This is a genomic window from Syntrophorhabdaceae bacterium (assembly GCA_035541755.1).
In the GTDB taxonomy this organism is placed as follows: Bacteria; Desulfobacterota; Syntrophorhabdia; order Syntrophorhabdales; family Syntrophorhabdaceae; genus PNOF01.
The window spans coordinates 1-26879 of the sequence record DATKMQ010000023.1 but is presented as its reverse complement, the minus strand read 5'-3'; the positions used below and the strand labels follow the sequence as shown (position 1 = coordinate 26879).

Sequence of the window (26879 nt, the reverse complement as noted above, 5' to 3'; positions counted from 1 at the left end):
CTTAAGCTGCTGGAAATAGCCGTGATCCCCTGCCCGAACCACGTGAGACGGATGCTTTCTGTGGGCGAAGATTCTTCAGTGTTGCGGACCAAGAAGGTCAGATACCACAACGGTACGCCGCTGTCGTTCTATCTCCATTATACGGACCCGGCCTTACACAAGATGATCACCAAGGAAAAGGTGGAAGAAAAGACTTTTGTGGAGCTTTTTGAAGAGGTAACAGGAACCAGACTGGTCACACTGAAACAGAGGATCGAAACAGTCGTGGCAGACATTGACCTGTCAAATGTGCTTGAGATACGTTTCGGCATGCCGCTCTTTTTTGTGGAGAATCTCTACCTGACCGCCGGACAAAAGCCGGCTGTCCTGACCCAGAACTATTACCGGGGTGATAGATGCTTCTACAAGACCTTTACGGAGCTGCGAAATAATAGTCGAAAAGGCTGATACAAGCCTGTTTGCGGCATTTGACTTTGGGTAACGGCGGGAATATAATATGGATGGTATACACATTGCTTAAACTCCCCCATATCACAGCGGTATATGACCTTCGGATTAAGACAGGCGATAGAAGAGAAATGGAACCAGCGCGGCGCACCGGACGGGGACTATCTCAAACGAATTACGGCGGTAATCGTAGCAAGATCGTGACGAAGTCATTGCGCGAATTCGAAAGGGGCAGATAAGACGCGCCGGCTTCATGACATGTAGAGAGCACGAGCAACAAGGAGGTTACATGAGCACAGCAAGGATAGAGAAGTTACGGGCAGGGACACAAGTAGAGAAGTTCCCTATATGCATTGAAAAAGTGCGACTTATGACGGAATCATACCGCCAGACAGACGGAGAGGCGGAAATCATACGAAGGGCAAAGGCCGGAGCGCACATCCTCGATAACATCACGATTTTTATGCAGGATGGAGAACTGATCGTGGGCAACGGGGCGAGTAAGTATATGGGTGTGGAGATGGAGTTTTACTACGGTCCCTGGCCTACTTCGGAAATCGTGGCGCTCAAAGGCGAGGGGTGGTCCATTACCGACAGTGACCTTTCGCAGGTTGAGGAAATGAATGAATACTGGAAAGGTAAGAGCATGATCGCGAGGATAGGCGAGTCTCTCGATGACGAGCGGCTCTGGCCCTTCATGCAGACAGGTATAGTTCTTGCCCCCTGGAAAAGCAAGACCGAAGGCTCAGGGGGCGGGTACGCCGAAAGCGGCATGGGAATAGGCCCCGGCTTTTATCTCATGTGCGTCGACTTCGAGAAAGTCATAGGAAAGGGCCTATTGGGCATCATGCGCGAAGCGGAAGAAGAGCTCAAGAATTTGAGGTACTTCAACCCCGGCTCCGTAGAAAAGGGACACTTTCTTAATGCCGTTATTATCTCACTCAAGGCCATTATTCGATTCGCCGAAAGATACGCGGCTCTTGCTTCCCAATTGGCTTGGAAAGAGAAAGACCCGCTGCGAAAAAAGGAACTTGAGACCATTGCGGAGACCTGCAAGTGGGTGCCGGCAAACCCGGCACGGTCCTTCAGGGAGGCGATCCAGGCCCTCTGGTTCACTATGCTCATGGTCAGCCCCTCCACCACAGCGGCGATCGGTAGAATGGATCGATACCTCTATCCCTTCTATAAGAAAGACGTGGCCGATGGGCGCATCACCGACGAAGAAGTACTCGAGTACCTCCAGTGCCTTCGTCTGAAAGATATGGAACTCAACAGAATCTCCGGGGCGGCCAACCGTCAAAAAAACGCGGGCATGGCTAAATGGCACAATTGTACCATCGGCGGCGTGGATGAACAGGGAAAAGACACGACAAACGAGCTGACATACCTCATTCTGGAAGCAGCCCGTCGGTGTCCCACTCCGCACCACACGATCACTTTGAGAGTCCATGAAGGGACGCCTGAAGCCCTTATGCTCAAGGGAATCGAGGTGGTGAAAGCGGGCATCGGCATGCCGGCCTTCATCGGAGATAAATCCTACATCGCATTTTTGTTGGGTCAGGGTGTGCCTCTTCAAGCCGCACGGGACTACGTCATGTGCGGATGCCTTGACGTGGCGCTCCCCGGCAACTCCCGCATCGGTCCCTACCCCATGTTCATCGTCTCCATGGTCCTCGAGATTACCCTGAACAACGGGGTCTTCGCCAAGACGGGAGAGCAGCTCGGACCGAGAACCGGGGATCCCGAGACCTTTAAATCTTTTGACGAGTTGCTCAAGGCCTTCGAGACACAGTGGAAGCATTTCTCGGGGCTCAACGCCGAGTACAACAACCTGTTCACCCGGGCCAATGCGGAGCTTTTTCCAGATCCATTCCGTACCGTTCTTACAGCGGATGCCATCAAGGTGGGTAAGAGCCTCCTCGACCGGACCTATCTCCTTGAAAACCTCTCAGTCCTCAACAACGTGGGCACGATGAATGTGGCAGATTCCCTGACCGCGATCAGGAAACTAGTTTTCGATGATAAGAAGTACACGATGAGACAGATGCGGGATGCCCTCAAGGCCAACTGGGAAGGCTACGAGCAGTTGAGAAAGGACTGCATCGCAGCTCCGAAGTACGGCAATGACAACGATTATGCCGACGAGGTGCCTGTGGAGCTTTATCGTTTCTTGGCCGAGATGGCTGAGAGTTTTCCCACGGTCGTCGGCGGTACTCATAAGGCATCGGCGATTTCGATTTCTTCCCAATGGCCGGGCGGCGCCCAGACAGGGGCGACCCCTGAGGGACGGTTTGCCGGGGCTTGCCTCGCCGACGGCGCAATGTCGCCTGTCAGAGGCATGGATACCTGCGGACCCACGGCCATATTTAAGAGTGCGGCCAAGATTAATCAGGACGCACTTCAGGCCACACTCCTCAACATGAAATTTCATCCCACGGCGTTAAAGACGGAAGAAGACAGGAAAAAGCTTGCTTCTCTCATCAAGACGTATTTCCAGATGGGCGGAAAGCATGTTCAGTTCAATGTGGTGAGCAGAGAGACTATGGAGCAGGCAAAAAAGGAACCGGCGCAGCACAAGGACCTGGTTGTGAGGGTGGCGGGTTACAGCGCCTATTTTGTGAAACTCACGCCACCCATGCAGGACGAGATCATATCGCGGACAGAGCAGCAGAAGACGTGAAGAACAACGGTGGCGGCCTGCCCGTCACCATCATCTCATATGGAGGGAGAGAAATCATGAAAAGGATCAGCATCTTCGTATGTGTTTTATCGGCAGTTCTGCTCACGGCATTTGTCATGCCGCCTGTGGTCGTGGCGCAGCAGAAAGTCATCGAGCTTACCTACGGCACGCCTTACGGCCCCGATCATACCTTCAGCAAAACAGATATAAAATGGATGGCAAAGATCGAGAAGGAGACCAACGGGCGGGTTAAGTTCAAACCGTTCTGGGGTGGGGCGATCATCGGGGCGCGCGCCGAGGCAATGGACGAGATGGCGAAAGACGTTGCCGATGTGGGGTTCATCTCTCCGGGCCAGGCTAAGACCGGTTATGATATCGCCAAGGCCATGTTCTTATTCTTTACAGGAGTAAATCCTGCCGATGAACAGCGAATCTTCTTCGAAGTGCTCAAAAAATTCCCTGAGATCGAGGCCGAATACAAGGGTCTCAAGGTTATGTGCTGGAGTTCGGGCACCCAATATGATTTATTGACCCGCAAACCTGTGCGCAAGCTTGCGGACATGAAGGGCATGAGGGTGAAGACACTCGGCGAGATCACCTCCGTGCTCAAGGATCTCGGTGTGGAAGGCGTGAACTCACCCATGACAGAAGTCTATGTGAGCATGCAGAAGGGCATCCTGGACGGGGGCTTCGTTACATACAACACACTGGAGACCTTGAGGTTGTCTGAAGTTGCCAAGTACTATACGGTGCTCAACCTGGTCCGGCCGAGCACCGGCTCGCGCGTTATGAGCCTTGTAGCCTGGAACAAACTGCCCCCCGATATCCAGAAGGTCTTTTTGAACAACATTGAGTGGTATTCGAAAGAAGCTGACAGGGATGTTATAAAGGACGACAATTCCGGCAAGGAGTATGGTAAGAAGAACGGTGTAGAGTATATTACCCTCCCCAAAGAAGAGTCGACAAAATTCTATGGGCTGATTCTCGACGAGGCGACGAAAGAGGGCAAGAACCTCGATGCCAAGAATATTCCCGGTAGCAAAATCTTTGCCGAAATACAGCGGCTGATCAAAGGCGGCAAGTAACGACCGAGAAATTCATTATCGAAACACACAGAAAGAAATTTAAGGTGAGCGAGGATAGCTCGCTCACCTTCTTCGCTATTTTAACGCGTAGGCGCCCGAGATGCGATATCACACCCGCTTTCGCTTAGAATGACGATTGGGCTTTCAGTCTCACACGACGTATGATTTCGGGTTGACTATAAGGCGAATCATGGGTTCGCATTTTCGCCTTGAAATTCGATGTCTTAGACGGTTGGCTCGGCTGATAGAATTTTCAGCTCAGATATAAGATAAAAAAAACTTGATTATCATTTGAAAAGTATAATAGTATACAAAAGAAATTGAGAATAGCGGCACCGAGATTGGGATCGATGGCTCACTGACTATTGACACGCAGAACAACCGGATGCCGAACATCTCATATCCCATGAACCTTAGACAGGGTCGAAAGGGCATGATCGAACACTTCGCAATGCTCCAACGGACTGATGTCGTGGTCCTCGAGGAAACAAACGTGGCGAGAAACGCACGAGACGTGAGCAAAAAGCGAGATACAAACAGGCCTCGCAACACGGGGAGCGAGACAAAGAGCTCTGGAACTGCGAGGCGTGGACAAACATACGGGAGGTTGAGCAATGCGGTTCATTGAACGATTCATCTATCGATTGGTTACATGGGGGGCCGTGCTTGGCTCGGTTGATATTGGCTTTTGCACGATGATTCTGTGTACGGGCATTTTCCTGCGTCTCTTCCTCGGGCGCACCATTCCGGGGACTTTTGACCTGGTTGAGACGGCCATTGTGCTCGTCGGCGCATACTCCTTTGTGTACTGTGAGATTCAGAACCACCACACCAAGGCGGATGTTATCGTGATGCACCTGAAATCGAGGACCAGGTCGCGTCTCGAGGTCCTTACAACCTTCTTGAACCTTGCCTTCTGGGTGACCCTGCTCTATGCGGGATGGGGCATGCTCACCCGCATGTACGAGAATGGGGAACAGACGGAACTCCTCAAGATCAACGTAGTGCCGTTTAGAGCTCTTTGGGTACTTTCCCTATTACTGATGTGCATTGTCCTCTTTTTTAAGTTAATTCACCATATACGAGATTCATTTGCAAAAACGAACGAAGGAGTATCCAAATGAGCCCTGTAACGATAGGATTACTTGGTTTTGCTGTTCTTTTCTCACTGCTCGCCATCGGTATGCCGATTTCGGGTGCGTTGGGACTTGTCGGTTTTGTGGGGATGTGCTTGCTCTATCCTTTTACCGGAGCCATCGTGAAGATGGCAACGGTACCCTTTGAGGTTATCGGGAATTATCAGCTTGCAGTGTTACCCCTTTTCCTGCTTATGGCGCAGGTAACCTTTGCCAGCGGGTTCGGCGCTGATCTCTTTAATCTTGCCGCAAAATTGCTTGGCCATCGGCGGGGAGGTCTCGGCATGGCCTCTATCGGCGGTGCAGCAGGTTTTGCGGCATGCAGCGGATCGAGTCTTGCTACCGCCGCAACCGTGGGCCTCGTGGCCCTTCCGGAGATGAGAAAGTATGGATACGATAAGAAATTTGCTGCCGGATGCGTTGCAGCGGGAGGCACCATAGGCAGTCTGGTCCCACCGAGCGGCATGTTCATTATTTACGGTATCCTCACTCAACAATCCATCGGCAAACTTTTCGCAGCCAGTTTGATTCCCGCTTTTCTCACCATCATCTCATATATCGTGACCATCGTACTACTCTGTTGGAGAAAGCCCGAGCTTGGGCCTCCTGTGCCCCATGTGTCATGGCGCGAAAAGTGGCTTGCCCTGAAGCAGTGCTGGGAATTGCTTCTGCTCCTCGTGATCGTTATCGGCGGGATGGTATATGGCCTCTTCACTGCCACGGAGGCAGGCGGGGTCGGCGCCTTCGGATCGGTGGTGCTTGCAGCAGCGAGAAGACGTCTCTCATGGAAAATGCTCCGGACGGCCCTCATGGACACCATGCGCACCGCGGGCATGATCTACGCCATCATGATGGGGGCGTTCATTTTTAACTATTTTTGTGCCAAGACCACGCTGCCTGAAGTTTGCGCCATGTGGATTACCGGATTGCACGTGAACCGGTGGTGGGTCCTCACGGTCATCATCATCATCTATTTCTTTCTCGGTATGGTCATGGAGGCCCCGTCCATCCAGATCCTCACACTCCCTGTCTTCTATCCGATCCTCATAACCACGCTCGGCTTTGATCCTATCTGGTTTGGCGTTATCCAGGTTCGCATGCTGGAAATTACCCTTATCACACCTCCTTTGGGTATGTGCGCATACATCATTTCAGGGGTCGATAAGGACCTTTCTCTAACGGATGTGTTTAGAGGCTCAGTGCCCTTCCTTTTGATGGAACTCGTTACCATGCCACTCTTCATGTTCGTCACGCCTATAACTATGTGGCTACCGAGCCTGATGAAGGTGTAAGACCTGAGTGCATGGGGTTACGTTGTAATCATTATGTGGAACGGATAGCAAATCGATGAGTGCAAACGAGATGATGGCCCGAGCGCATCATTAAAAACAGATAGGGAGGTAGGAAAATGAAAAGGTTAACAAGTAGTATGATTATGTTGCTGGCCGTTTGTCTGATCGGGCTTACGCTGCCCACAATGGGTGCGGCCCAGCAAGGCAAAGCCATCGAACTCACCTATGGTACACCCTACGGCATTGAACATCCTTTCAGTATTGTTGATAAGAAATGGATTGAGAAGATTGAGAAGGAGACCAACGGGCGGGTCAAAATCAAGCCCTATTGGGGCGGTGCTGTCCTAGGCGGTCAGGATGCTGTTCAGGAGTTACAGCAGGGCGCTGTCGATATCGGCTTTGTGAATCCCTCGACATCCAAGAGCGGTTTCCAGATTTTCAAGGCAAGCATGCTGTTTTTCTACGGCGTAGACAATCTGGATACGGGCGCCAAGATCTGGAAGGAGATGCTTGCAAAGTTCCCAGAGATCGAGAGGGAATACAAAGACCTGAAGGTGCTCTGCTGGGGCGGATCATTGAACCAGCTCGTAATGCGTAAACCTGTCCGCAAGATAGAAGACCTGAGGGGTATGAGAATCAAGACCGTGGGCGACGTCTCCACTGCGCTTGCTCAGTTAGGAGTGGAGGGCGTGAGTATGTCGAATTCCGAGGTCTATGTGGGCTTGCAGAAAGGCATCCTTGACGGAAACATCGCACCGGTCGAGACACTGGAGTCCCTGAAATTTGCGGACGTTGCAAAGTATGTGGTCATGATTAATTTCTACCGGACACATGCCGGTATGAGGATGATGAACCTCAAGAAATGGAATAGCCTGCCTCCCGATATCAAGAAGGTGTTTGAGAATAATATAGACTTCTATGGCAGGGAGACCGAGGCCGAGTTCAACAGGACCTGTGATCATGCTATGGAAGTGGGAAAGAAACTCGGCATTGAATTTATCCCTATGCCCAAATCGGAAATGGTAAAATTCTATGCGCCGATAAAGGCAATGGCCGAGAAGCAAGCCAAGGATCTTGACAACATGGGTTTGCCTGGAACCAAGATACTTGCCGAAGCACAGCGGCTTGTCCAGCAGTACAGCAAGTAGGCGTATGACGCAAAGATAACATGGAGCAAGAGAGCGGGATGAGGGTTATCTCATCCCGCTCTTTCCGTTAACAAACGATCCCTGCGACCCGTGGGACCGCTCGGGGCTCTCTCGAATGGCTCACGGGACAAAGAAACGATAAAGGACGTCAGACTATGCGATGACGCCCTTTTTTTCGAGGTGTGCTAGCTCGTCTTCGGAGAGACCGAGCAGGTTCCTGAAAACGTATCGGTTGTCGGCGCCGAGTAGCGGCGCTGCCTTCCAGGCGGTTTGTCTCACCCTGGCGAAAGTGAGGGCGCTCCTGTCGGAAGTCGACGTGCCGAGCACCGGGTGCGTAAGCCTGACAAAGAAGTCGCGCGTCACAAGCCGCGGGTCGCTCGCGAGGTCTTGGGCATTCTCAACCACGCCCGCCGCAACGCCGGCACCCTGGAGGAGATCGACAATGGCTTCTGGCGGGTACTGACACGTCCACTCTTCGATGAGCTTGTCAAGCAGTACGCGATGCTCTTTTCTTTTGTCCGTCGAGCTGAAGGCCTCATCGTAAAGCCATTGGCAACGGTCCGCCACACGACAGAACGCACGCCAATCGCTGTCATTGTATATAGCGATGACGCACCATCTGTCATCGCCCAGGCACCGATAACACCCCGCCGGCGCGTGGGCGATATCGTCAAGACAATCCGTCCGCAAAAAAGAGGTTTCGTGATCCGCACCTGCAGCGATGAGGGATGGACCCATGAGCGTACATACGGCCTCATATCCTGAAAGATCTATGTACTGACCCTCATTTGTTCTGTCTCTATGCTTCAAGGCCGCTAATATAGCGAGCGCCGCGTAGAGGCCTATGATTGTGTCCGCGTAGGCGTGTCCCAACCCCACAGGAGACTTGAGGCCTGAGGACGTCATTGCGGTGAGACCGGAAAGTGCATGGAAGGTAGGGCCATAACCTACGTAGTCTTTCCAGGGTCCTGTCTGACCCATGGCGGAGATACTCGCCATAATGATTCTGGAATTCACCTCTCTGAAATGGGTGTATGACAGGTTCCAGTTCGACATGACGCGAGGAGAGAAGTTCTCCACTACCACATCGCTCATGCCGGCAAGCTTCAGGACGATCTCTCGCGCCTCACGGCGGCTCAAATCGAGGGTCACACTCCGTTTATTTCTATTCCATGTGTTGAAATATGCCGATGTGTTTAACTCTGCTCGCGTGGCGGTCTTCTGCGATTGGACCTTGATTACTTCAGCGCCTGAATCCCCAAGTATCCTCGTTGCAAACGGCCCTGCCAGTATGCGGGTGAAATCGAGGACCCTCACGCCGGAGAGCACGCCTGACTCCACGCTGAACGGCACCGCACGTGTAAAGCCCTGCTCGACCTCATGCGATTGAGGTAAAAGAGGCCAGAATGATTCTTCTGAGGGGAGCCGATTGTGTTCGCCAAGAAGGGGCGCGCGTCTAACCCGTGGCGTATTGAAAGCGCTGAATTTATAGGGTGGGCCCGCAAAAATGCTTTTTGCGCTACCGTCATGCCCGTCCGCGGGAAAAAAGAACCCGCGGGCTTTGAGTTGGGGACTCTCAAGAACGTCTTGAGGCGTGCATACCGGCGCCCAGGGAAAGCGCATGGCCTGACCCGTGTCAAAGAGTTCCTGTTTACTGTGGGATCGGGTCCACCTGGCCGTGACATCGATTACATGAGAGATCTCTTTGATGCGATATGTTTCATCCCTGAACTTCTCGTGGGTTAAATCCTCGGCCATGCCTTCCGCTGCCATTAACTCGACGAGGGTATCCCATTGTTCAAGGAGCGTGAGTACGATGTGGCCGTCGCTAGAGGGTAATATACAGAAAAAGCTGTTGCCATAGAGGTTCCCACGGCGTTTTGTTATGATCTTTTCGTCAAAGTAACGCACCATGACGTGATCGAGCGTAGAAGCTACCGCCTCCTGAAGTGAGAGATCAAGGTATTCTCCTGTTCCGGTTTGCGTCCGTTTGGTAAGCGCGATGAGGATCCGAACCGCGCCGAACAGAGAGGCCGCGTAATATGATTGCTCGCCGTAGGGAACCCTCGGAGGATCATGCGGATCGCCCATGACGTACATCTGACCTCCAAAAGCTGAAGCCACAATGTCAGGGGTGCGCCAGCGACTTCCGGGAACAGACTGACCGAAACCGGTAATGGCCGCATGAACGAGTCCCGGGTTCAACCGACTGAGCGTTTCAAAGCCAAGCCCCGCAGTCTTGAGATAACCCGGCTCAAAGCTCTCCACAAGCACATGAGTTCTCTTGATTAGATCGCGAAAAATCTCTCTGCCGGCTTCCTCGTTGAGGTCGAGGGTAATACCAAGTTTATTCGCGTTGTGATAGGCGAAAAAGAGGCTATTTTCGGGCTTAATCGTCTGGCCTGAAAAAGGCCCTATTCTCCTGGACCCGTCTCCTTGAGGCGCTTCGATTTTAATGACTGAAGCGCCGAGGTCCGCAAGGAGCCTGGAGCAGAATGCACCTTTTTCATCGGCGCAGTCAAGAACTCTTAGATCCGTTAGCAAGAGGGATTCCTTTGACGCCGCTTTCCGGTATATGCTATCATCGGATCTCGTTGATGGTCTTTTCGTACCCATCAAGTATGCTCCCAACAACCTGGGACACGGGAAGTATCTCTTTTATCAGGCCGACTGACGATCCTGCAAATGCTTCACCCTGGTTCAGATCGCCCTCTATCTGCGCGATCCGTGTGGTGCGGTAGCCAAGAACAGAACTGATCTCCTGAGCAGTGGCACTTGCCCGATCAAGCTCTACGAGTCTCTGCGTAAAAGTCGTTTTCAAACTTCTTCTCGGTATGAGACTACGGCACGTCACAACCGTATCGTGGTCTTCTGCGGCTATGATCGCTTGTTTATACCGGGGGTGGGCGATACACTCCACGGTCGCCACAAAGCGGGTGCCAAGCTGGACCGCTTCCGCGCCGAGCGCGAAAGCGGCGGCCATGCCCTTGCCGTCAACAATACCGCCTGCCGCGATAACGGGAATCCGCACTGCTTGACTCACCTGAGGAATGAGCGAGAACAGAGGCGTTTCGTCAAAGCCTATGCGACCCGCCGCCTCGCATCCCGCCGCGATCACGCCATCGACCCCGCTCTTCTCAGCGAAAAGGGCCTGCTTCGCAGAGCTCACTATGTGGAGGACCGTTACACCTGAGGAGCGCAAAACCTCGGTATACAGGGCGGGACTGCCCGCGGCTGTCACCGCGAGGTCAACCTTTTCTTTAATAAGGCAGTCGATGAGAAGCCCGCTGTCTCTCAGATCGAGTGGTATATTGACCCCGAAACGTTTGTTGGTCAACGCCCTGGTTCTTGCTATCTGTGCTGTCAGGTTTTCTACAGGATCGCCGTCCCTTGCCATGGCGGCGTAAGGACTTACGATTCCCAGGCCTCCTGTATTGCATACCGCTGCCGCAAGTTCTGCAGTGGCGAGCCAGAGCATGCCGCCTTGAAACAGGGGATGGTCAATGCCAAGAAGCCGGCAAATCCTTGTTTGCTTCATTACATGGGTTTTCTACAACCTTTTTCAGCGCGCTTTCGCACCAATCAATCCGACGAAGGGATAGGTTTAGGCTCCTGCAGTTTCATCTCCTGGTTACAACAGGTGAGTGCGCCGTCTCCCGGTTTTGTGCACAGGGCTTCTGTGCCGCATACTTCACATTTATATCGTTTACCAAGTTGCGTCATGGTGTAGCCTCCTTTTCTGATACCTACTTTTTGATCTCCATGGGCTCACCATGACAGGTGATAGTGCCGTTGCCTCCACGGGTGATGATCACTTCTGCACCGCACTTCCCACAGATGTACCTCTTTCCTACTTGATTTGCCATGTTTCAAACCTCCTTTACACTAAAGTTCTATTGCCTTGAGATCATCGGCAATTATGAGTTTCGGTTCTGTGACCGACTGGATGTCCTCTACGGTAAGCCCCGGGTAGATCTCCTTAAGGAGTAGTCCCTTGGGGGTCACCTCCATCACGGCGAGGTCGGTGAAGATCATGTGGACCTTCTTCACAGCCGTTGCCGGGTAGGTAAGCTTAGTGACGAGCTTCGACTCTCCCGTCTTTGTCGTATGCTCCATGGCGATGAGGAGTCGTCTTGCACCTACGGCTAAATCCATGGACCCTCCTACGTTCCCTACACCGTCAAGTCCCCGGGACGGGTTCATCCAGGAGGCAAAGTCGCCCTGTTCGTTCACCTGGAATGCGCCCATGACGGTCACGTCCACGTGCCCTCCCCTGATCATGGCGAAGGATTCCACGAGGTCAAAATAGGAACTGCCCGGTATCTCGGTCACGGCCTGGCAGGAGGCATTGATTAAGTCCTGATCTACGTCGTCCCCTTCGGCCATGGCGCCGGTTTTCAACATGCCGATCTCACTCTGGAGGTGGACGTCCCTGCCTTCGAGCCAGTTACCCACTAACGTGGGAATGCCGATGCCTAAGTTCACATAGGAGCCGTCTTCAATCTCCTTACTGATCCTGAGTGCAATAATTTCACGAGGGAGCCCCTCAAATTTACTCATCTCTTCCTCCTCTACAGGTTGGTAATGTCAAATGTTATCCGGGGAACATGGACAACTCTCTGTACGTAGATGCCCGGGGTATGGACAGTGTCGGGATCGATATCGCCGGGATAGACGACGTTCTCCACCTCGGCAATGGTCACTGATGCTGCCGTTGCCATGACGGGGTTAAAGTTCCGGGCGGTCTTTCTGTACCTCAAGTTGCCTTCTTCGTCACCCATATAGGCATGGACAAAGGCATAGTCGAGCTTTAAGGCATACTCCAAAACGCAGGTTTGACCGTTAATCACGCGCGTTTCTTTTTTAGCTCTCTTCTCCTTGATGTTCGAGAGGACGCTCTCCTCCACCATGGAGCCTGAACCGACCGGGGTGAAGAATGCGGGGATGCCCGCGCCCGCGGCACGATACTTCTCGGCAAGCGTACCCATGGGGTAGACCTCGAACTCGATCTCTCCTGAACGGACCAGCTGTTCGAAGGCATTCTGCGATCCCTTTGTTGCAGAACGGAAGAGCCCGTAAGAATCGATGAGCTTTCTTATCTGCTTGCCTGCGACGAGGCCATCGAGTTCCCGGTAGGCGCCGAGGAGCGGACCGGAACCGCAGCAGATCGTAAGATTTTTCGTCCCCTTCTTGATTAAGGCCTGGATCAATGTCCTCGGGACGCCGGCGGCAAAGAACCCGCCGATACCGATAACCGCACCGTCTTTGATGTCAGCTATGGCTTCTTCTATAGTCTTAAATACCTTGTTCATAGATCTCCTTTCTGAAAAACGGATTTACGTAATCTGTCACGGGCGTCACACGCCCGTACGGACACTCCTTCTTCTCATGAGCGTAAGCCTCTTTTCGAGTTCCAGGCCCTGTTCGAGGGACATGTCGAGGCCATGCGTCACGGCGTATTTGGCCTCCCTTACGGCAAGAGGATCAAACGATGCGATCTTTTGAGCAATTTCTTCGGCCGCCCTTACATGCTGACCGTTAGGAACAACCCTGTTGACCAATCCGAAAGTGTGCGCCTCGGCGCTTGATATCCAGCGATTGGTAAGGAGCATTTCTAGAGAACGCGATGTGCCGATAAGCCGGGGAATGGTTTGTGTGCCGCCGGCGCCGGGGATGATGCCGAGACCGACCTCAGGCAGGCCGAATTGCGCGTTTTCGGAGGCTATCCGTATATCGCAAGAGGCAGCAATCTCCATGCCCGAGCCGAGTACGTATCCGTGGACCGCCGCGATAAGCGGCTGGGGAACCGACAGGAAAAGTCTCCAGAGGTCCCTTCGAAAGCGGATCTGTCTCGCCTTAATCGCAGAAGGGGCGGTAAGGAATTCGGTGAGGTCGGCGCCCGCGCAAAAGGCTTTATCTGACGCGCCTCTCACAATGGCGACCCTTATCTCATCATCGTCTTTCACGGCACTGAGCACCTGATAGAGGTCGTCGCGCATCCGCACGCTGTATGCGTTCAAGGCCTGAGGACGGTTGAGCGTCACGTACGCTATATGATCTTTTTTTTCGTAGAGTACCGTTTCAAATGCGCTCACGTAAATATTCCTCTATCCCGGCCTATTTTCCTTTGAACAATGGTTTTTGTTTGTTTCTGAAAGATTCTATGCCCGCTACGCGATCCTCGGTGCTGTAAAGCAAAAGATAAAGATCGCCTTCCATGTTAAGCCCCTGATCAAGACTTAAGTCCATGCCCTTATGTATGGCTTCTCTTACGAATCTGAGCGATATAGGGGCCTTTGTCGCCATTTCACAAGCCAGGTCCATAGCCGTCTGTAAGACAGACCCGGAAGAAGCTATTCTGTTTACGAGGCCTATTCTATGGGCTTCGTTGGCATCGATCAGGTCGCCTGTGAGGATCATTTCGAGGGCCTTACCTTTTCCTACGAGACGGGGCAGCCTTTGCGTCCCGCCATTAAAAGGAATCAGCCCATGACAAATAGCGGGCAGGCCGAAACGTGATGAGTCGGAAGCAATCCTGATGTCGCAGGCCATCGCCAGTTCGAGAGCACGCCCCACAGCATCCCCATGAATGACCGCTATGGTTGGACGGTCAAGCCGCTCAATTGATTCGCAGAAACCGGGGAGGGCAAGATGCGATTCTTCAAAGGAATAAGAGGAAGACCCATCCGCGCCGCCATCCGTTGGTGCCGGGAGATTGACGACCACGACACGGACCTCATCGTCAACCTCTATGTCCGCAGAGACGTCTGAAAGGTTTAAGACAAATTCAGCGCTTTGGAGAAAGTCGTCAGAGACGTGAGGCACCGCAATGACTGCCACGTTCTCTCTCATCTCAAAACCAAATCTCTTATATGGCGTTTCCATTCATTTCACGCGGATGTCGCGGAGCGCGACACGTGTTCTAAAGGGCCTTAGGGGGTTATGGTAACATCCTCAAACCCTTTTCTTTGGAAATGTATACTTGTATACATAACCACCATAATGTATACCTCTTGGGCCGGTAAGTCAACGGTTATTCGGTTGCAATTGCCCCCTATGCGTTGATGTTTATCATTAATAAGCTTATCCGATTTAGATCGAGAACAAAAGTGCCTACGGGCAGAGAGGCGCTCTTGAGGCCACTCTTCCTGGGAGGCGAAAAAACTCTTGACTTCGATGAAAATGAGGTCTATCCTACGAGTGCAGGTATGTATACATACATACACACCTGTAAGCCAAATCGATCTTGCAAGACGAGGGGTCGCAGGGTGGAAAAAGCGTTACCCGTACCATATTACGTGCAAGTCGCTGAAACCATTAGAAGCAGGATCCTTGCCAATCACTATGGCGAGGGCGACCTGATTCCTTCCTACCGGCAGTTGGAAAAAGAATTCAATATCAGTAATATCACAGTGAGAAAGGCAGTTGAAATTCTTGTACAGGATGGGATTATCAACCGCAAAAGAGGCGTCGGTACCGAGGTGTCGAGGGTTGACGGGGACGCCATTACCTGGGAACTCTCAGGAAATCTTCAAAGTCTCAGAAATTCAGCGGGGAAGGTCTCCCTGGCCGCTGAGATTCTTGAGATTGCCACAATCGCCTGCCCGGAACGGATAGGAGAGATTCTTGCCATAGGACCAACTCAAAAGGTGTGGCGCATGAAGAAGATCCGCCGACACGAAAAGACGATCATGGCGTACTATATCACGTATAGCGATCCTCGCTGGTGCACAAAGGTTACGAAGAACGAAGCCAAAAAAGGAGGCTTCGTGGATCTGTTCCGCAAAAAGTCCGGTCTTAAGCTCACCAGGTTGGAACAGAGGGTCGAGGCCACCGTTGCGGACCTCGATCTGTCGGCAATACTGGAGGTCAATTTCGGTTTCCCCCTTCTCCATATAGAGAACGTCTACTATTCTTCCGGGAATAAGCCGGTGTTGATAACGCAGATTTACTACCGTGGCGACAAGAATTCCTACAAAGCCACGATACCGCTTTGAACAAAACAAGCCACAGCGCTGACAGGGATGGGAAAGGTATGAACCAATCTGAAACAAAGACAAAAGATGATGGAAAGGCAGAGGATATTCTCAATCGGTTTCAAAAGCTGGCAACGGAACCCTACGAGGGGCTAAGAGAATGGAAAAGTAAGCATAAGAAGAAAATTATTGCTGCCATGCCCATGCAGATCCCTGAAGAGATTATCCATGCCGCAGGGGCCTTGCCTATAGTCATACCGGAGAGCGCCGAGCCGGTGACTGTGGCGTCCAAACATATTCAGAATTTCTTCTGCGGCTATGCCCGCAGCGTGATCGATGTGGCCCTCAAAGGAAAGCTTGATTGCCTCGACGGCATGGTGTTTCAGGACACCTGTCATACCATGCGTCCCTTCTTTGATATTATCAAGGCGAACCATCCTTTCCCCTATATGCAGAGAATCTTCATGCCGCTCGCCCTTGCAAAACCCCAGGCCAAAACCTTCTTGCTTGGCGAGCTTAAGCGCTTCAAGACAAGCGTTGAGAGCTTCATGGGGCATGAGCTCTCCAATAAAGCCCTTCAAAAAAGCATCGATATCTACAATGAGAACAGGGAGTGGATGATCCGGCTCTACGATTTCAGGCGGTTAAACCCGGGAAGCCTGACGGCAAAAGAAATGGTCGCGATCAATATGGCCGCTATGCTTATGCCTAAGGAAGAACATACGGAAGAGCTTAAGATGCTCGTCCCCGCCTTGGGCAAAAGAAAGCCGCCTCTCGGGAACGCGGATCAGCGCGTGAGACTCGTCATGACCGGGAGCCTCTGCGAAGCTCCTCCGCAGGGGCTTCTCGACCTCACCGAGGAATTAGGCGCAGTGGTGGTAGATGACGATCTGTACACAGGTTCCCGATATTTCTTGACCAGGGTGGACACCTTTGAGGACCCTGTCGAGGGTCTCGCCGATGCCTATCTTAGGATGGTTTCACCGTGTCCCACAAGGATCTACCCCAGGCTGGAACTGGGACAGTACCTGGTCAGAATGGTAGAGAAGGCAGAGGCCAAAGGTCTCATCATCGTTATGGTCAAATTCTGTGAAGCCCACGACTACACCTATCCTCACATGAGACGTCATCTTGATCCTCGAGGCATCCCATATCTCATGATTAAGACGGAACATGAAACGACCTCCATGGAGCAGATGAAAACGAGGCTTCAAGCATTTCTTGAAATAGTGCGAGGGAGATAAGATGGAAACAGGTAAGAACTATCGTAAAGTAGAGGCCACGGGCCTTATCAGCGGGATCATCAAAGGTTTCTATGACGGGGTCGTTCAAGCGCCCAAAGAGGGCAAGAAGGTCTGTTGGTGCGTGGGTGCCGGTCCGTACGAGTTGTTCAAGGCGCAGGATATCGCACACTTTCAGACTGAGAACTGGGCCGTTGCCATTACGGCTCGAAAGATGGAGCGGCCGCTCGTCGAAGAAGCGGAGCGGGCCGGGTACTCATCAGATTGCTGTTCCTATGCTTCCATCAACATCGGCTACGCCTTGCTCCAGCAAAAGAACAAGATACCCGATATCCTCTCTCCGGAACTAAGGGTCCCGAAACCTGATTTTCTGTTCGCCATCAACACGTGTCCGTCCATGGCGCAGTGGACCGAGGCGCTCCGCGAAATCTTCGACGTGCCCGCCCTTATCATGGATGTGCCTCTATTCTATGACGATGATGACGAAGTGCAATATCAACGCAATATCCTCTATGCCGTAGAACAGCTCCAGGATGCCGTTCGGTTCATCGAAAAGATTACGGGCCGGCCTTATGACTGGGCGCGGCTTAAGGAGATACACACCTATATCAAGAAGGCCTCCATCGTGAGGAGAGAGATTTTCGAACTCTGGTGCCACAAGCCCTCGGCGCTCTCTTACTGGGATATGGCGATTGCGCTCGGGGCGGCGAACGTGTTCAGGGGCACGCCGGAAGCGCTTGCGTACTTCACCGCGATCAGAGACGAGGTGGCAGAACGGATACAAAAAGGTATTTACAGTATCCCCAACGAAAAACACCGTCTTCTCTGGTATATGAACCATCCCTGGTTCAAGGTCGGCCACCTGTCCAAATTTTTTGCCGCCCAGAACACGGTGGTCGTGGGCGGGCAGTATGTGGTGGGGCCCTACTCCAACCCCGAGAAGATCCAGCCTGACCGTCCCCTCTGGACCATCGCGGAGGAACATCCCACACGACCTTATGTCCGTACCATGGAGTATAAAACTGACAAATTCCTCAAATCGCTTGCTCAGGCCTTTCAGGTCGACGGTATTGTCTTTCATGCGCCGAGAACCTGCAGACCCAATTCCTGGGATCATTTTGACGAAGGAGAAAGAATAAAGAAGGAGCTTGGCCTGCCTTATATCATCATCGAGGCGGACCACAGCGATCCTCAGTTCTATTCCGAAGCCGAAGTGGACAACCGACTCCAGGCTTTTATAGAAACCCTGCCCGAGCGACGGTAGAGCGGGATGGTCACATTCATACTGAAAAACGCCAGAGGGATTTAGACAGACTATGTTTGTTGCGGGGATTGATATCGGATCGTTAACAGCCAAGGCCGTGATCCTTGATCAGGATGCCCGCATTGTGGGACAGGCCCTGACCCCTACGGGTGCGTTCAGTCAAAGGGCCGGGGAGAACGCTTTCGAGATGGCGCTTAAGATGGCCGGTGTTCACACCTCGGACATCGGATACGTGCTCGCTACGGGCTACGGAAGAAAGAACATTCCTTTCGCACATGCCGAGATGACCGAGATATCCTGCCACGCCAGAGGAGCACACAGGCTTTTTCCTGAGGCGAGGACGGTCATCGATATCGGCGGGCAGGACAGTAAGGCCATTGCGCTCAACGAATCCGGGGTGCCGGTGAATTTCATCATGAACGACAAATGCGCGGCAGGCTGCGGTCGCTTTCTCGAGGTTATGGCCCGGGCGCTTGAGACAGAAGTGGAGAAGATGGGCGAACTTTCCGCTCACTCCACCAAGACCATACAGATCAGTAGTATGTGTACCGTTTTTGCCGAATCGGAAGTAGTCTCTGCCGTGGCAAATAAGTGCAGCAGGAGCGACATCATCAACGGTATTCACCAGGCCATCGCAAAACGGGTTTCGATCATGGTCGATCATGTAGGCCTTGTGGAGCGGGTCATGATGAGTGGTGGGGTCGCCAAAAACACAGGCGTGGTCCGCGCCCTGGAGAGTCAGCTCGGTACAACGCTCCTCGTTCCGGAGGAACCACAACTTGTAGGGGCCCTGGGAGCGGCGGTTATCGCCCTTGAACGGAGCCGCAACATGCGACCGGTTGAAAAAAGCATTTTGTTAAATCAATAAAAGGAGGGAAAAATGAAAAAGCATGGAGGAAACGGTATTGCTATCGGAATAATTCTGATGATGGCCGCATTCTGTTTCAGTTTCGCTACGTCCGCATATACTGCCGATAAGGTGCTTATGCTTAATTTTGGAGCCACGCAATCCTCTTCAAGCTATTACCCGCCCAAGCTCGTTATGGCTAAGCTTATCAATAAGTACGTGCCGGAAGTCAGGGTGACGACGGTGGAGAGCGGATCTTCCTATGATAACGCGATGCGGGTACAGGAAGGGGTCTTCCAGATAGGATCAGGGGCTGTCGATGCCGCCCGCGACCAGTACTGGGGTGAAGGAAAATGGAAGGGTAAGCCGTGGAAAAATGTCAGGTTGTTTATGGGTCTGTCTCAGGGCGCGTTGATGACGTATGTACGTAAGGATGCAAAAATCGGTTCCTGGTCAGACCTGAATGATAAGCCGCTTAACCCTGGTTTTATCGGCAGCGACGCTGAGAACCTGTGTATGGAAATACTGCAGGGTGTGCCCGAAGTAAAGCCAAAAATAGTTCGTGGCACCCTGGAAGATACGATGAGAAACCTTCAGCTTGGCAAGGTTATAGGCGTGCTCAAACAAAGCCCGACGAAAATGTATGATGCAGCCATGGCAAGCGTCAACCTTGAATTGCCTCTCGACATCATAGGGCTTAACGATAGTCAAAGGGACAAAATGAAGAAGGCATTTCCAAACACACTTTTCATGAACGTGAAGAAGGGCCAATTCAAGGAAGCCCCTCAGTCAGGCAACTTTTGGGTCATAACGAGTTTTAACGGTGAGTGGCTTACTTCGGATATACCCGAGGACATTGTCTATAAAATGACCAAGGCAATCTACGAACATTATGATGAAGTAGTGCAGGCGCTTGCAGCTGCAGGCTGGGTCGATCCACTCAAAATGCTCACGGAATCCGCTTCGCAGGCGGGGCCGACAGCTTTCGCCCCGTTGCATGCCGGTGTCGTGCGTTATTGCAAGGAAAAGGGTATTCAGGTTCCTCCATCGTTGATTCCACCTGAGTATAAAGGAAAATAGGGTTTATAACAGGTTATTTTAGGCGGAGATGGTGCCGTCTGCCTTAGACGGCCATTTAGGATTGGATAGAGCGGGCTTCAGACACGATAGAGTGCTGGCCAAAAAATGGACGGAGGAGAAACGGAATGGGCAACCGCAAAAAGATAGGCGCAGTAATAGCTTTTATATTTGTGCTCTTTCAACTGGGGAGCGTGAGCCTCTTCTCCCTTAACGAACTGACAGTCAGGTCCATACATGTCATGCTCGCCGTGTCTCTTGCTCTCATCATTACCCCCTGGTCAAAGAAGGGCAAGGATGATAATAAGGTGCCTTTCTATGATTGGGTCCTTGTCGCCGTCGCCGCCGTTGCCAGTATCAATATTTTATTAAAGAACATGGTCATCTACGAAATGTCTGCTCCCATGGGGACCGTTGATATGATCCTCGGGATTTGCCTCTTTCTTATAGTGATAGATTCGGCCCGGCGGACTTCGGGCTGGCCGGTCGTGGTCTTAACTGGCATAGCCCTGGCCCTTGTATATTTGGGTCCTATCCTCCCTGACGTCCTGAGAACCCGGGGTTTGCCCCTCAGCTTTATCATAAAGAACATGTATTTCTCCACCTCTGGGCTTTACGGTTCAACAACGGGGTTATCGGCTACGGTGCTTGCCATCTTTCTTATTTTTGGTGGTATCCTGGTTGCGACCGGCGTAGGTGATATATTTGTCAACTCGGCTCTGAGGGTTGCAGGACGTGCAAGAGGGGGGCCCGCCAAGGTGGCAATCGTAGCGAGTGCATTAATGGGCATGATTTCTGGAAGCTCCATGGCGATTTGCGCCGTCACCGGAACATATACAATACCTATGATGAAAAAGCTGGGATATAAACCTGAGTTTGCCGGCGCGGTTGAGGCAAGTTCTTCGACGGGAGGCACCTTTACCCCGCCCGTAATGGCGCTCGGCGCTTTCCTCATGGCTGAAATGCTCGGCATAAACTACGCTACCATCTGTTATCACGCCGCTTTTTTGGCTGCCCTGTACTATCTCTCGATCTATATAGGTGTCGATTACGAAGCGAAATATCTGGGACTTGCGGCCATGAAGGGAGAGGATATGCCGCCCTGGTCAAGCGTGTGGGGCAAGGGTAAATTAATAGTTCTCGCCATTCCCATCATCTTCCTTTTTTATCTTATCCTGAAAGGCGTGGACCTCACCATAGCCGGCTTCTGGACATGCATTATCACCCTCGTTCTGTTTCTGATGATCGGAAAATATAGCCCGGCAGCCCTCAAAGACAGGACGGCCGCTATGGTCGATAGCTTCGTGAAGGGAGGAGAATCATTAGCGGGCCTCGCCCCTCTCGTGATCACAGCAAGCGTACTGGTAAACATCCTTTTCGTCGGTGGTTTAACTGCGCGGCTGATCGAAGTGACTGAGGCGGCATTGGCTCAAAACATGTGGGGCGGACTCGCCCTTGGCGCGATAGTCCCCCTTATACTGGGCATGGCCGTTCCTCCGATAGCGGCATATATTCTGTCGGCAGCCATGCTCGCTCCGGGTCTCTCTCATTTTTTTCCGCCACTGATGGTCCATCTTTTCCTCTTCTTTTATTCCTGTTTGGCTCAGATAACTCCACCCGTCTGCGGAGCTGTATTTGTGGGGGCCGCGATAGCCGAGGCCAATTGGGTCAGAACGGCTTTCATTTCACTCAAACTCGCGGCCGTGGGGTTTATTTTCCCCTTCTTTTTTATGCTTTCACCCGCGATGGTCGGCTATCATTCGACGGTTGGCGAAACAGTCCTTTTCTATGGGGCGAGCGTGCTTGGCGTTATCGCCATGAGCCTGTCATTTTTTGGTTTCCGAGAGAAGACGCTCCTCAATATCTTCTCGAGAGCAGCTTTTCTGGCAAGCGCCTTATTGCTGCTCTATCCGAGTAATTATTTGAGCCTCTGGGGTTTAGGAATAGGAATCTTCGTCTTGGTCCTCAGGGTATTGTTTCGAAGACGGACGGCGCAAGCCTAAACGATTGCGTAGGGACTGATGTGTTACCCTGAACGCAAAAAAATCTAGGTCGGTGGAACATGCGATTCTTAGACGATGTAACAGTTATAGAGCTGAGTAAACATATAAGCGCGTCTGCCTGCACAAGAACCATGGCCGCGCTTGGGGCACGCGTGATCAAAGTGGAAGAGCCGTTAGGGGGTGATCCTGCCCGAAGGATGGGCCCTTTTCCTGGCGATGATCCCCATCCGGAGAAGAGTGGGACCTTTCTCTATCTCAATATGGGTAAAAAGGGCCTCACGTTGAATCTCCATACAAAGGAGGGGCGCCGTATCTTTGGCGCACTCGTTGAAAAGGCGCATATTCTCGTTCATGACCTGGGGCCGGCCGCGATGGAGGGCATAGGGCTTGGCTATGAAGAGCTGGAGAAAAAGGCCCCTCGCCTCGTTTTTACGTCCATCACCCCGTTCGGTGAAAAAGGACCCAATATATACAACAAGTCGGAGGACATCGTCCTGGAGGCCGCAAGCGGCATGATGCTCCAGCAGGGTAGCCCCGAGCGCGAGCCCATAAAGATGGGCGGCAACATCATATATTATAGAGCGGGTGCATCGGCCTTCACAGGAAGTCTTGCGGCGCTTGAGCACGCCGAGAGAACAGGTGCCGGCCAGAAAGTTGAAGTGTCCATTCAGGAAGTTTTGTTGCACGATGATTTCATTACCGTCGAGGCCTACCTCTGTCGGGGAGAAGACATGCGCAGAAGACTCGCTCCCATGCTCCTTCCCTGCAAGGACGGCTGGTTTTATATCCGCGCGTTCCCCCACGAGTGGCCGCGCCTCGCCAAGGCACTTGATTTACCCGAGCTCGCAAAAGACGATCGCTTCATCGACATGCAGCGTCGGAGCCAGCACGCAGATGAATTGAATGCGATTATCCTGTCACGGCTTGTCAACTACAGCAAGAAAGAGGTCTATGACAAGTTGCAGCAGCATAAGGTATCTACGGCGTATCTGGCCAATATAGAAGATCTGTTTCAGTCAGACCAGTACAAAGCGCACGATTATTTCGTGACCATCGACCACCCGCAGGCGGGACCACTTGCTTATCCGGGCGCCTTTGCCGCACTCGGTGATACTGAGTGGAACTACGGGCGGGCGCCACTTTTGGGAGAGCACAACACTGAAATTTTCTGTAACGATCTCGGATTGAGCCGGCAGGATCTGGTCCGCTTAAGACAATTAGAGGTGATCTGAACATGGAAAAAAATCCATCGCAAAAATCAAGAACCAGGGTCCTCGACCTTTCCATGTTCTGGGCGGGCGCTACCTGCGCGGAGCTTTTGGGCGAGATGGGCATGGAGGTCATCAAAATAGAATCGTGCAAGCACCCGGATCCCGACCGGATTGTGACGCAAGGCCTTCTCTATCTCAACAACGAATTGGGAGATGCCCCCTGGAACCGCGGGATGCTCAATCTGAGGCGACACAGGAACAAGCTCGGCATTACGCTCGATCTGTCTTGTCCCGAAGGGAGGGATATCTTTCTCAAGCTGGTAAAGATCAGCGATATCGTCATCGAGAATTTTCGCATGGGTGTCATGGAGAAGCTGGGCATCGCCTACCACGCGCTTGAAAAGATAAACCCGAAAATCATCCTTGTATCGGTCTCCTCTCAGGGTGAGACGGGCCCGGAACGGACGTACGGCTCCAACGCCGAGATTCTTGCGTTTACGAGCGGTGTCAGATCCATCTCCGACTACGAAGATGAAATCGGCATGTTTACCGCCACGAACATTCCGGATCCCCTCGCCGGCACTGTGGCGGCTGGCATTGCTTTAGGGGCGCTTCGCCACGGGAGAAGAAGCGGGAAGGGTATGCACGTGATCATTTCCCAGCGCGAGCTACTGACAAGCTGTATAGGCGACGTGGTTATGGATTACTCTATGAATGGACGCGTGCCGGAGCCCCAGGGCAACGCGCATGACTTTTTCGCCCCACACGGATGCTACCCGTGCGAAGGCCGGGATTCATGGATTGCCATCGTCGTGAGAAACGATGATGAGTGGGAGAGCTTCTGTACAGCGATGAACATGTCCGAATTGATAAACGATCCCCGCTTTGCCACGGGGCTTAGCCGCTGGCACAACAGGGCAGAACTGGACGGGATTATCGCTGCGCGGACGGCTACCTACGAGAGGAAGAGACTCACGGATATTCTGCAGGATAAGAATGTTGCCGCTTCCGCGCTTTTGTCCGTGCCCGATTTGGTTGAGGATCGCCATCTGAAGGAGCGGGGATACTGGGACAGGATAAACGATCCTCGGCCTTCCTTCGGAGAGTATATCTGTAAGGGTAAAGGATTCAGCCTGTCTAAAACACCTATGAAGACTGATGCGCGCGCGCCTGACCTGGGAGAACATAACGCGTATGTGTACGGAGAATTACTCGGTATGTCGGATGAAGATCTGAAGACGCTTGAAGACAAGGGCATTATGGGTACCACCCCAGCGCCCGAGGTTGTGGCACGTATTCCCAAGACGCTTCCCAAGGCGCATAATAGGACCTTATGACACGATACATCACACAGAGATTGCTTTGGTTCATACCGGTATTATTCGTTACCCTCACCCTCATGTTCTTCCTTCTCCAGGTCGTGCCCGGGGATCCGCTTCGGGCGGCATTCGGCGACCAGAAGGCCTTGAGTGAAGCGCAATTGAGCACGTTACGGGTACGGCTCGGTTTAGACAAACCCGTATCTGAACGATACTTCAAGTGGCTCTGGGATGTGGTCCATCTTGACCTCGGCATCTCCTTTTATTCCGGGGATACGGTGAAAGAGCAGCTCTGGGCGAGGATTCCGGTCACTACCGGGCTTGTCATCATCTCGTCGTTTCTCATGATTCTTCTGTCCTTGCCCTGCGGAACCGTGAGCGGCTTCTATCACGACAGGTGGCCCGACTGGCTCATGCGTATTTTCTCCACGCTTTTCATATCGGTGCCAAACTTCTGGATCGCCGTGATAGCGATTATGCTTCTACTCACATTCCACGGCTCTTCTTTGTCTATCGAGTATTTCAACATCTTTACCCATCCTGTAGATGCGCTGAAGCAGCTCCTGCTACCCTCCTTGATCATGGCGTTGAGGCCCTTCGGCATCGGCACAAGAATGATACGATCGGCCCTTGTAGAGATTCTTGGGGAAGACTACATAAGGACTGCGCGAGCCAAGGGGTTAAGTGAGGCCTTTGTGACGAGACGCCACGCTCTTCCTAACGCGCTCGTTCCGGTCGTCACTTTCTACGGGCTGGAGACGGTGATCCTCATCGGTGCCGCGGTCGTCATAGAACGTATCTTCGGTTTGCCCGGCATCGGCAGCCTCGTAGTCCAGGCGGCCCAGAGCCGGGATCTCTACGTGCTGCAAGGGAGTATTCTCGTGCTGCTTGTTTTTGCCATGTTTGTGAACCTTGTCGTAGACCTGCTCTACGCAGCACTTGATCCGCGGGTGAGGTACGAATCATGAGTGGCTCTGATATGGTGCAACCTGGAGAAAGTGGGAACCGGATGAAAAAAATACTTGCGCTCTGCGCTGACGAGCCGCTCGGCACGATCGGCGTATTGCTTCTTCTTGCACTCGTCATCTGCGCAGTCGGCGCGCCTCTTTTTGCCGGCAAGGATCCGCTGAGCACCTCCATGATCAGGGTTTTCAAAGCCCCCTCCGGAGAATACTGGTTCGGTACGGACCAACTCGGCCGCGATGTCTTCAGCAGGTTCATTTACGGATCGCGTACCTCGCTGCTTGTTGGACTGGGAGCGGTGACGCTCGCTTCCGTGGTGGGAGGACTTCTCGGTATCTTCAGCGGATTGATCGGAGGCAGAGTGGATAATTATCTCCAGAGGTTCATGGACGCGCTTATGGCTATGCCCCCTATCGTGCTTGCCATACTGATCATGGCTGTACTCGGTACATCGATTACGAATACAATTGTGGCCATCGCCGTGGCCTATTTCCCCAGGATCAACCGGTTGACCCGATCAACGGCCGTGGTGCTGAGAGAAAGCCTTTTTGTGGAATCGGCAAAAGTGGCAGGCGCCTCCAAGCTCCGCATAAGCCTCTACCATATCATGCCCAATTGCGTCGGGCCCTGGCTCGTTTACGCATCTGCGCTTCTCGGCACTGCATTTCTCGCCGAGGCGACCTTAAGCTTCCTGGGTTTGGGTGTGCCGCCGCCGACCCCTTCCTGGGGAAGAGATCTGTCGGAGAATATGAGTCGTTTTGAATTTGCACCGTGGCTTTGCATATTTCCCGGTCTCGGGATCAGTTTTGCCGTATTTGCAGCAAATTTCTTGGGAGATTCGCTGCGCAACATCCTGGACCCGAGGCTGAAAAGCTAGATCAGAACGAGAAAAGGAGGGCAGTTTATGACACGGAGAAGCTTGGTATTGGTTGCGGTACTCACGTTTGCAATGGGTCTTTTGGTGTCCGGGGTGACGTTCTCCGCTCAGCCAAGTGGCCCCATCCGGGGCGGTACCTTGAGGGTACAGATGGTATCCGATCCCCCGAGCTTTGATTCGCACACGTCCACGACAGCGAGGATCCACATCCATACGGCCGCCGTCTTCAACGGGCTGGTGCGAACAAACCCCATGAAAGAACAGGTGACGGTGGAGAATGTGATCCCCGATCTCGCACAGAGCTGGAAGATAA

Annotated in this window: 25 protein-coding genes; 17 read left to right on the top strand and 8 right to left on the bottom strand. The window is 52.6% G+C overall.

Annotated features, from left to right (window positions below; translation table 11 throughout):
• From VMT62_01890 to dctP (VMT62_01865), 6 genes are all read left to right on the top strand, one after another.
• A partial coding sequence (locus VMT62_01890; protein ID HVN95156.1) for a UTRA domain-containing protein occupies positions 1-447 on the top strand: 447 nt, incomplete at its 5' end.
• Positions 448-736: 289 nt separating this feature from the next.
• Positions 737-3127 carry a pyruvate formate lyase family protein gene (locus VMT62_01885; GenBank protein ID HVN95155.1) on the top strand — a complete coding sequence of 797 codons (2391 nt, stop codon included), beginning with the start codon at positions 737-739 and terminating at the stop codon, positions 3125-3127.
• A complete protein-coding gene (dctP, locus tag VMT62_01880; protein HVN95154.1) occupies positions 3124-4212 on the top strand; it encodes a TRAP transporter substrate-binding protein DctP in 1089 nt (362 codons plus the stop codon). The genes VMT62_01885 and dctP (VMT62_01880) overlap by 4 nt, the downstream gene beginning before the upstream one ends.
• 614 nt (positions 4213-4826) lie before the next feature.
• A complete protein-coding gene (locus tag VMT62_01875; protein ID HVN95153.1) occupies positions 4827-5336 on the top strand; it encodes a TRAP transporter small permease in 510 nt (169 codons plus the stop codon).
• A complete protein-coding gene (locus tag VMT62_01870; protein ID HVN95152.1) occupies positions 5333-6640 on the top strand; it encodes a TRAP transporter large permease in 1308 nt (435 codons plus the stop codon). Before VMT62_01875 ends, VMT62_01870 begins: the two co-directional genes overlap by 4 nt.
• Before the next feature lie 116 nt (positions 6641-6756).
• Positions 6757-7788, top strand: coding sequence for a TRAP transporter substrate-binding protein DctP (dctP, locus tag VMT62_01865; GenBank protein ID HVN95151.1), 1032 nt, complete (start codon positions 6757-6759; stop codon positions 7786-7788).
• A gap of 153 nt (positions 7789-7941) precedes the next feature.
• Here dctP (VMT62_01865) and VMT62_01860 read toward each other — a convergent pair whose 3' ends face one another.
• Genes VMT62_01860 through VMT62_01825 form a run of 8 tightly spaced genes read right to left on the bottom strand, consistent with a single transcriptional unit; the run spans position 7942 to position 14673 of the window.
• Positions 7942-10404, bottom strand: coding sequence for a CoA transferase (locus VMT62_01860; GenBank protein HVN95150.1), 2463 nt, complete (start codon positions 10402-10404; stop codon positions 7942-7944).
• Positions 10370-11326 carry a nitronate monooxygenase gene (locus tag VMT62_01855; GenBank protein ID HVN95149.1) on the bottom strand — a complete coding sequence of 319 codons (957 nt, stop codon included), beginning with the start codon at positions 11324-11326 and terminating at the stop codon, positions 10370-10372. The genes VMT62_01860 and VMT62_01855 overlap by 35 nt, the downstream gene beginning before the upstream one ends.
• Positions 11327-11370: 44 nt before the next feature.
• A complete protein-coding gene (locus VMT62_01850; GenBank protein HVN95148.1) occupies positions 11371-11511 on the bottom strand; it encodes a desulfoferrodoxin in 141 nt (46 codons plus the stop codon).
• 23 nt (positions 11512-11534) lie between these two features.
• Complete coding sequence (locus VMT62_01845) at positions 11535-11654, bottom strand: hypothetical protein (GenBank protein HVN95147.1); 120 nt, start codon at positions 11652-11654, stop codon at positions 11535-11537.
• 19 nt (positions 11655-11673) lie between these two features.
• Positions 11674-12348, bottom strand: a complete 675-nt coding sequence (locus VMT62_01840) for a 3-oxoacid CoA-transferase subunit B (GenBank protein HVN95146.1) — start codon at positions 12346-12348, stop codon at positions 11674-11676.
• Positions 12349-12359: 11 nt separating this feature from the next.
• Complete coding sequence (locus VMT62_01835) at positions 12360-13100, bottom strand: CoA transferase subunit A (protein ID HVN95145.1); 741 nt, start codon at positions 13098-13100, stop codon at positions 12360-12362.
• A gap of 45 nt (positions 13101-13145) precedes the next feature.
• A complete protein-coding gene (locus VMT62_01830) occupies positions 13146-13883 on the bottom strand; it encodes an enoyl-CoA hydratase-related protein (protein ID HVN95144.1) in 738 nt (245 codons plus the stop codon).
• A gap of 22 nt (positions 13884-13905) precedes the next feature.
• Complete coding sequence (locus tag VMT62_01825) at positions 13906-14673, bottom strand: enoyl-CoA hydratase-related protein (protein HVN95143.1); 768 nt, start codon at positions 14671-14673, stop codon at positions 13906-13908.
• A 383-nt stretch (positions 14674-15056) separates the two neighbouring features.
• Between VMT62_01825 and VMT62_01820 the strand changes: the two genes are divergently transcribed.
• From VMT62_01820 to VMT62_01770, 11 genes are all read left to right on the top strand, one after another.
• Entirely contained in the window at positions 15057-15785 is a 729-nt protein-coding gene (locus VMT62_01820) for a GntR family transcriptional regulator (GenBank protein ID HVN95142.1), read from the top strand.
• A gap of 38 nt (positions 15786-15823) precedes the next feature.
• Positions 15824-17008 carry a 2-hydroxyacyl-CoA dehydratase family protein gene (locus tag VMT62_01815; protein HVN95141.1) on the top strand — a complete coding sequence of 395 codons (1185 nt, stop codon included), beginning with the start codon at positions 15824-15826 and terminating at the stop codon, positions 17006-17008.
• A 1-nt stretch (position 17009) separates the two neighbouring features.
• Positions 17010-18269 carry a 2-hydroxyacyl-CoA dehydratase family protein gene (locus VMT62_01810; protein ID HVN95140.1) on the top strand — a complete coding sequence of 420 codons (1260 nt, stop codon included), beginning with the start codon at positions 17010-17012 and terminating at the stop codon, positions 18267-18269.
• A gap of 52 nt (positions 18270-18321) precedes the next feature.
• Positions 18322-19137 carry an acyl-CoA dehydratase activase gene (locus tag VMT62_01805; GenBank protein HVN95139.1) on the top strand — a complete coding sequence of 272 codons (816 nt, stop codon included), beginning with the start codon at positions 18322-18324 and terminating at the stop codon, positions 19135-19137.
• A 12-nt stretch (positions 19138-19149) separates the two neighbouring features.
• On the top strand, positions 19150-20196 hold the full coding sequence (locus VMT62_01800) for a TAXI family TRAP transporter solute-binding subunit (protein HVN95138.1): 1047 nt from the start codon (positions 19150-19152) through the stop codon (positions 20194-20196).
• Between the two features lie 125 nt (positions 20197-20321).
• The gene (locus tag VMT62_01795; GenBank protein ID HVN95137.1) at positions 20322-22196 is read left to right on the top strand and encodes a TRAP transporter fused permease subunit; all 1875 of its coding nucleotides are present in this window, start codon (positions 20322-20324) and stop codon (positions 22194-22196) included.
• Positions 22197-22255: 59 nt separating this feature from the next.
• Positions 22256-23428: a CoA transferase gene (locus VMT62_01790; protein ID HVN95136.1), complete on the top strand. Its 1173-nt coding sequence runs from the start codon at positions 22256-22258 to the stop codon at positions 23426-23428.
• Positions 23429-23430: 2 nt separating this feature from the next.
• On the top strand, positions 23431-24744 hold the full coding sequence (locus VMT62_01785) for a CoA transferase (protein HVN95135.1): 1314 nt from the start codon (positions 23431-23433) through the stop codon (positions 24742-24744).
• A complete protein-coding gene (locus VMT62_01780; GenBank protein HVN95134.1) occupies positions 24741-25694 on the top strand; it encodes an ABC transporter permease in 954 nt (317 codons plus the stop codon). The genes VMT62_01785 and VMT62_01780 overlap by 4 nt, the downstream gene beginning before the upstream one ends.
• A gap of 41 nt (positions 25695-25735) precedes the next feature.
• Positions 25736-26566 (top strand): ABC transporter permease, encoded by an 831-nt coding sequence (locus VMT62_01775; protein ID HVN95133.1) that lies wholly within the window; start codon positions 25736-25738, stop codon positions 26564-26566.
• Between the two features lie 27 nt (positions 26567-26593).
• Positions 26594-26879 (top strand): hypothetical protein (locus VMT62_01770; protein HVN95132.1); only part of this gene is annotated, 286 nt, incomplete at its 3' end.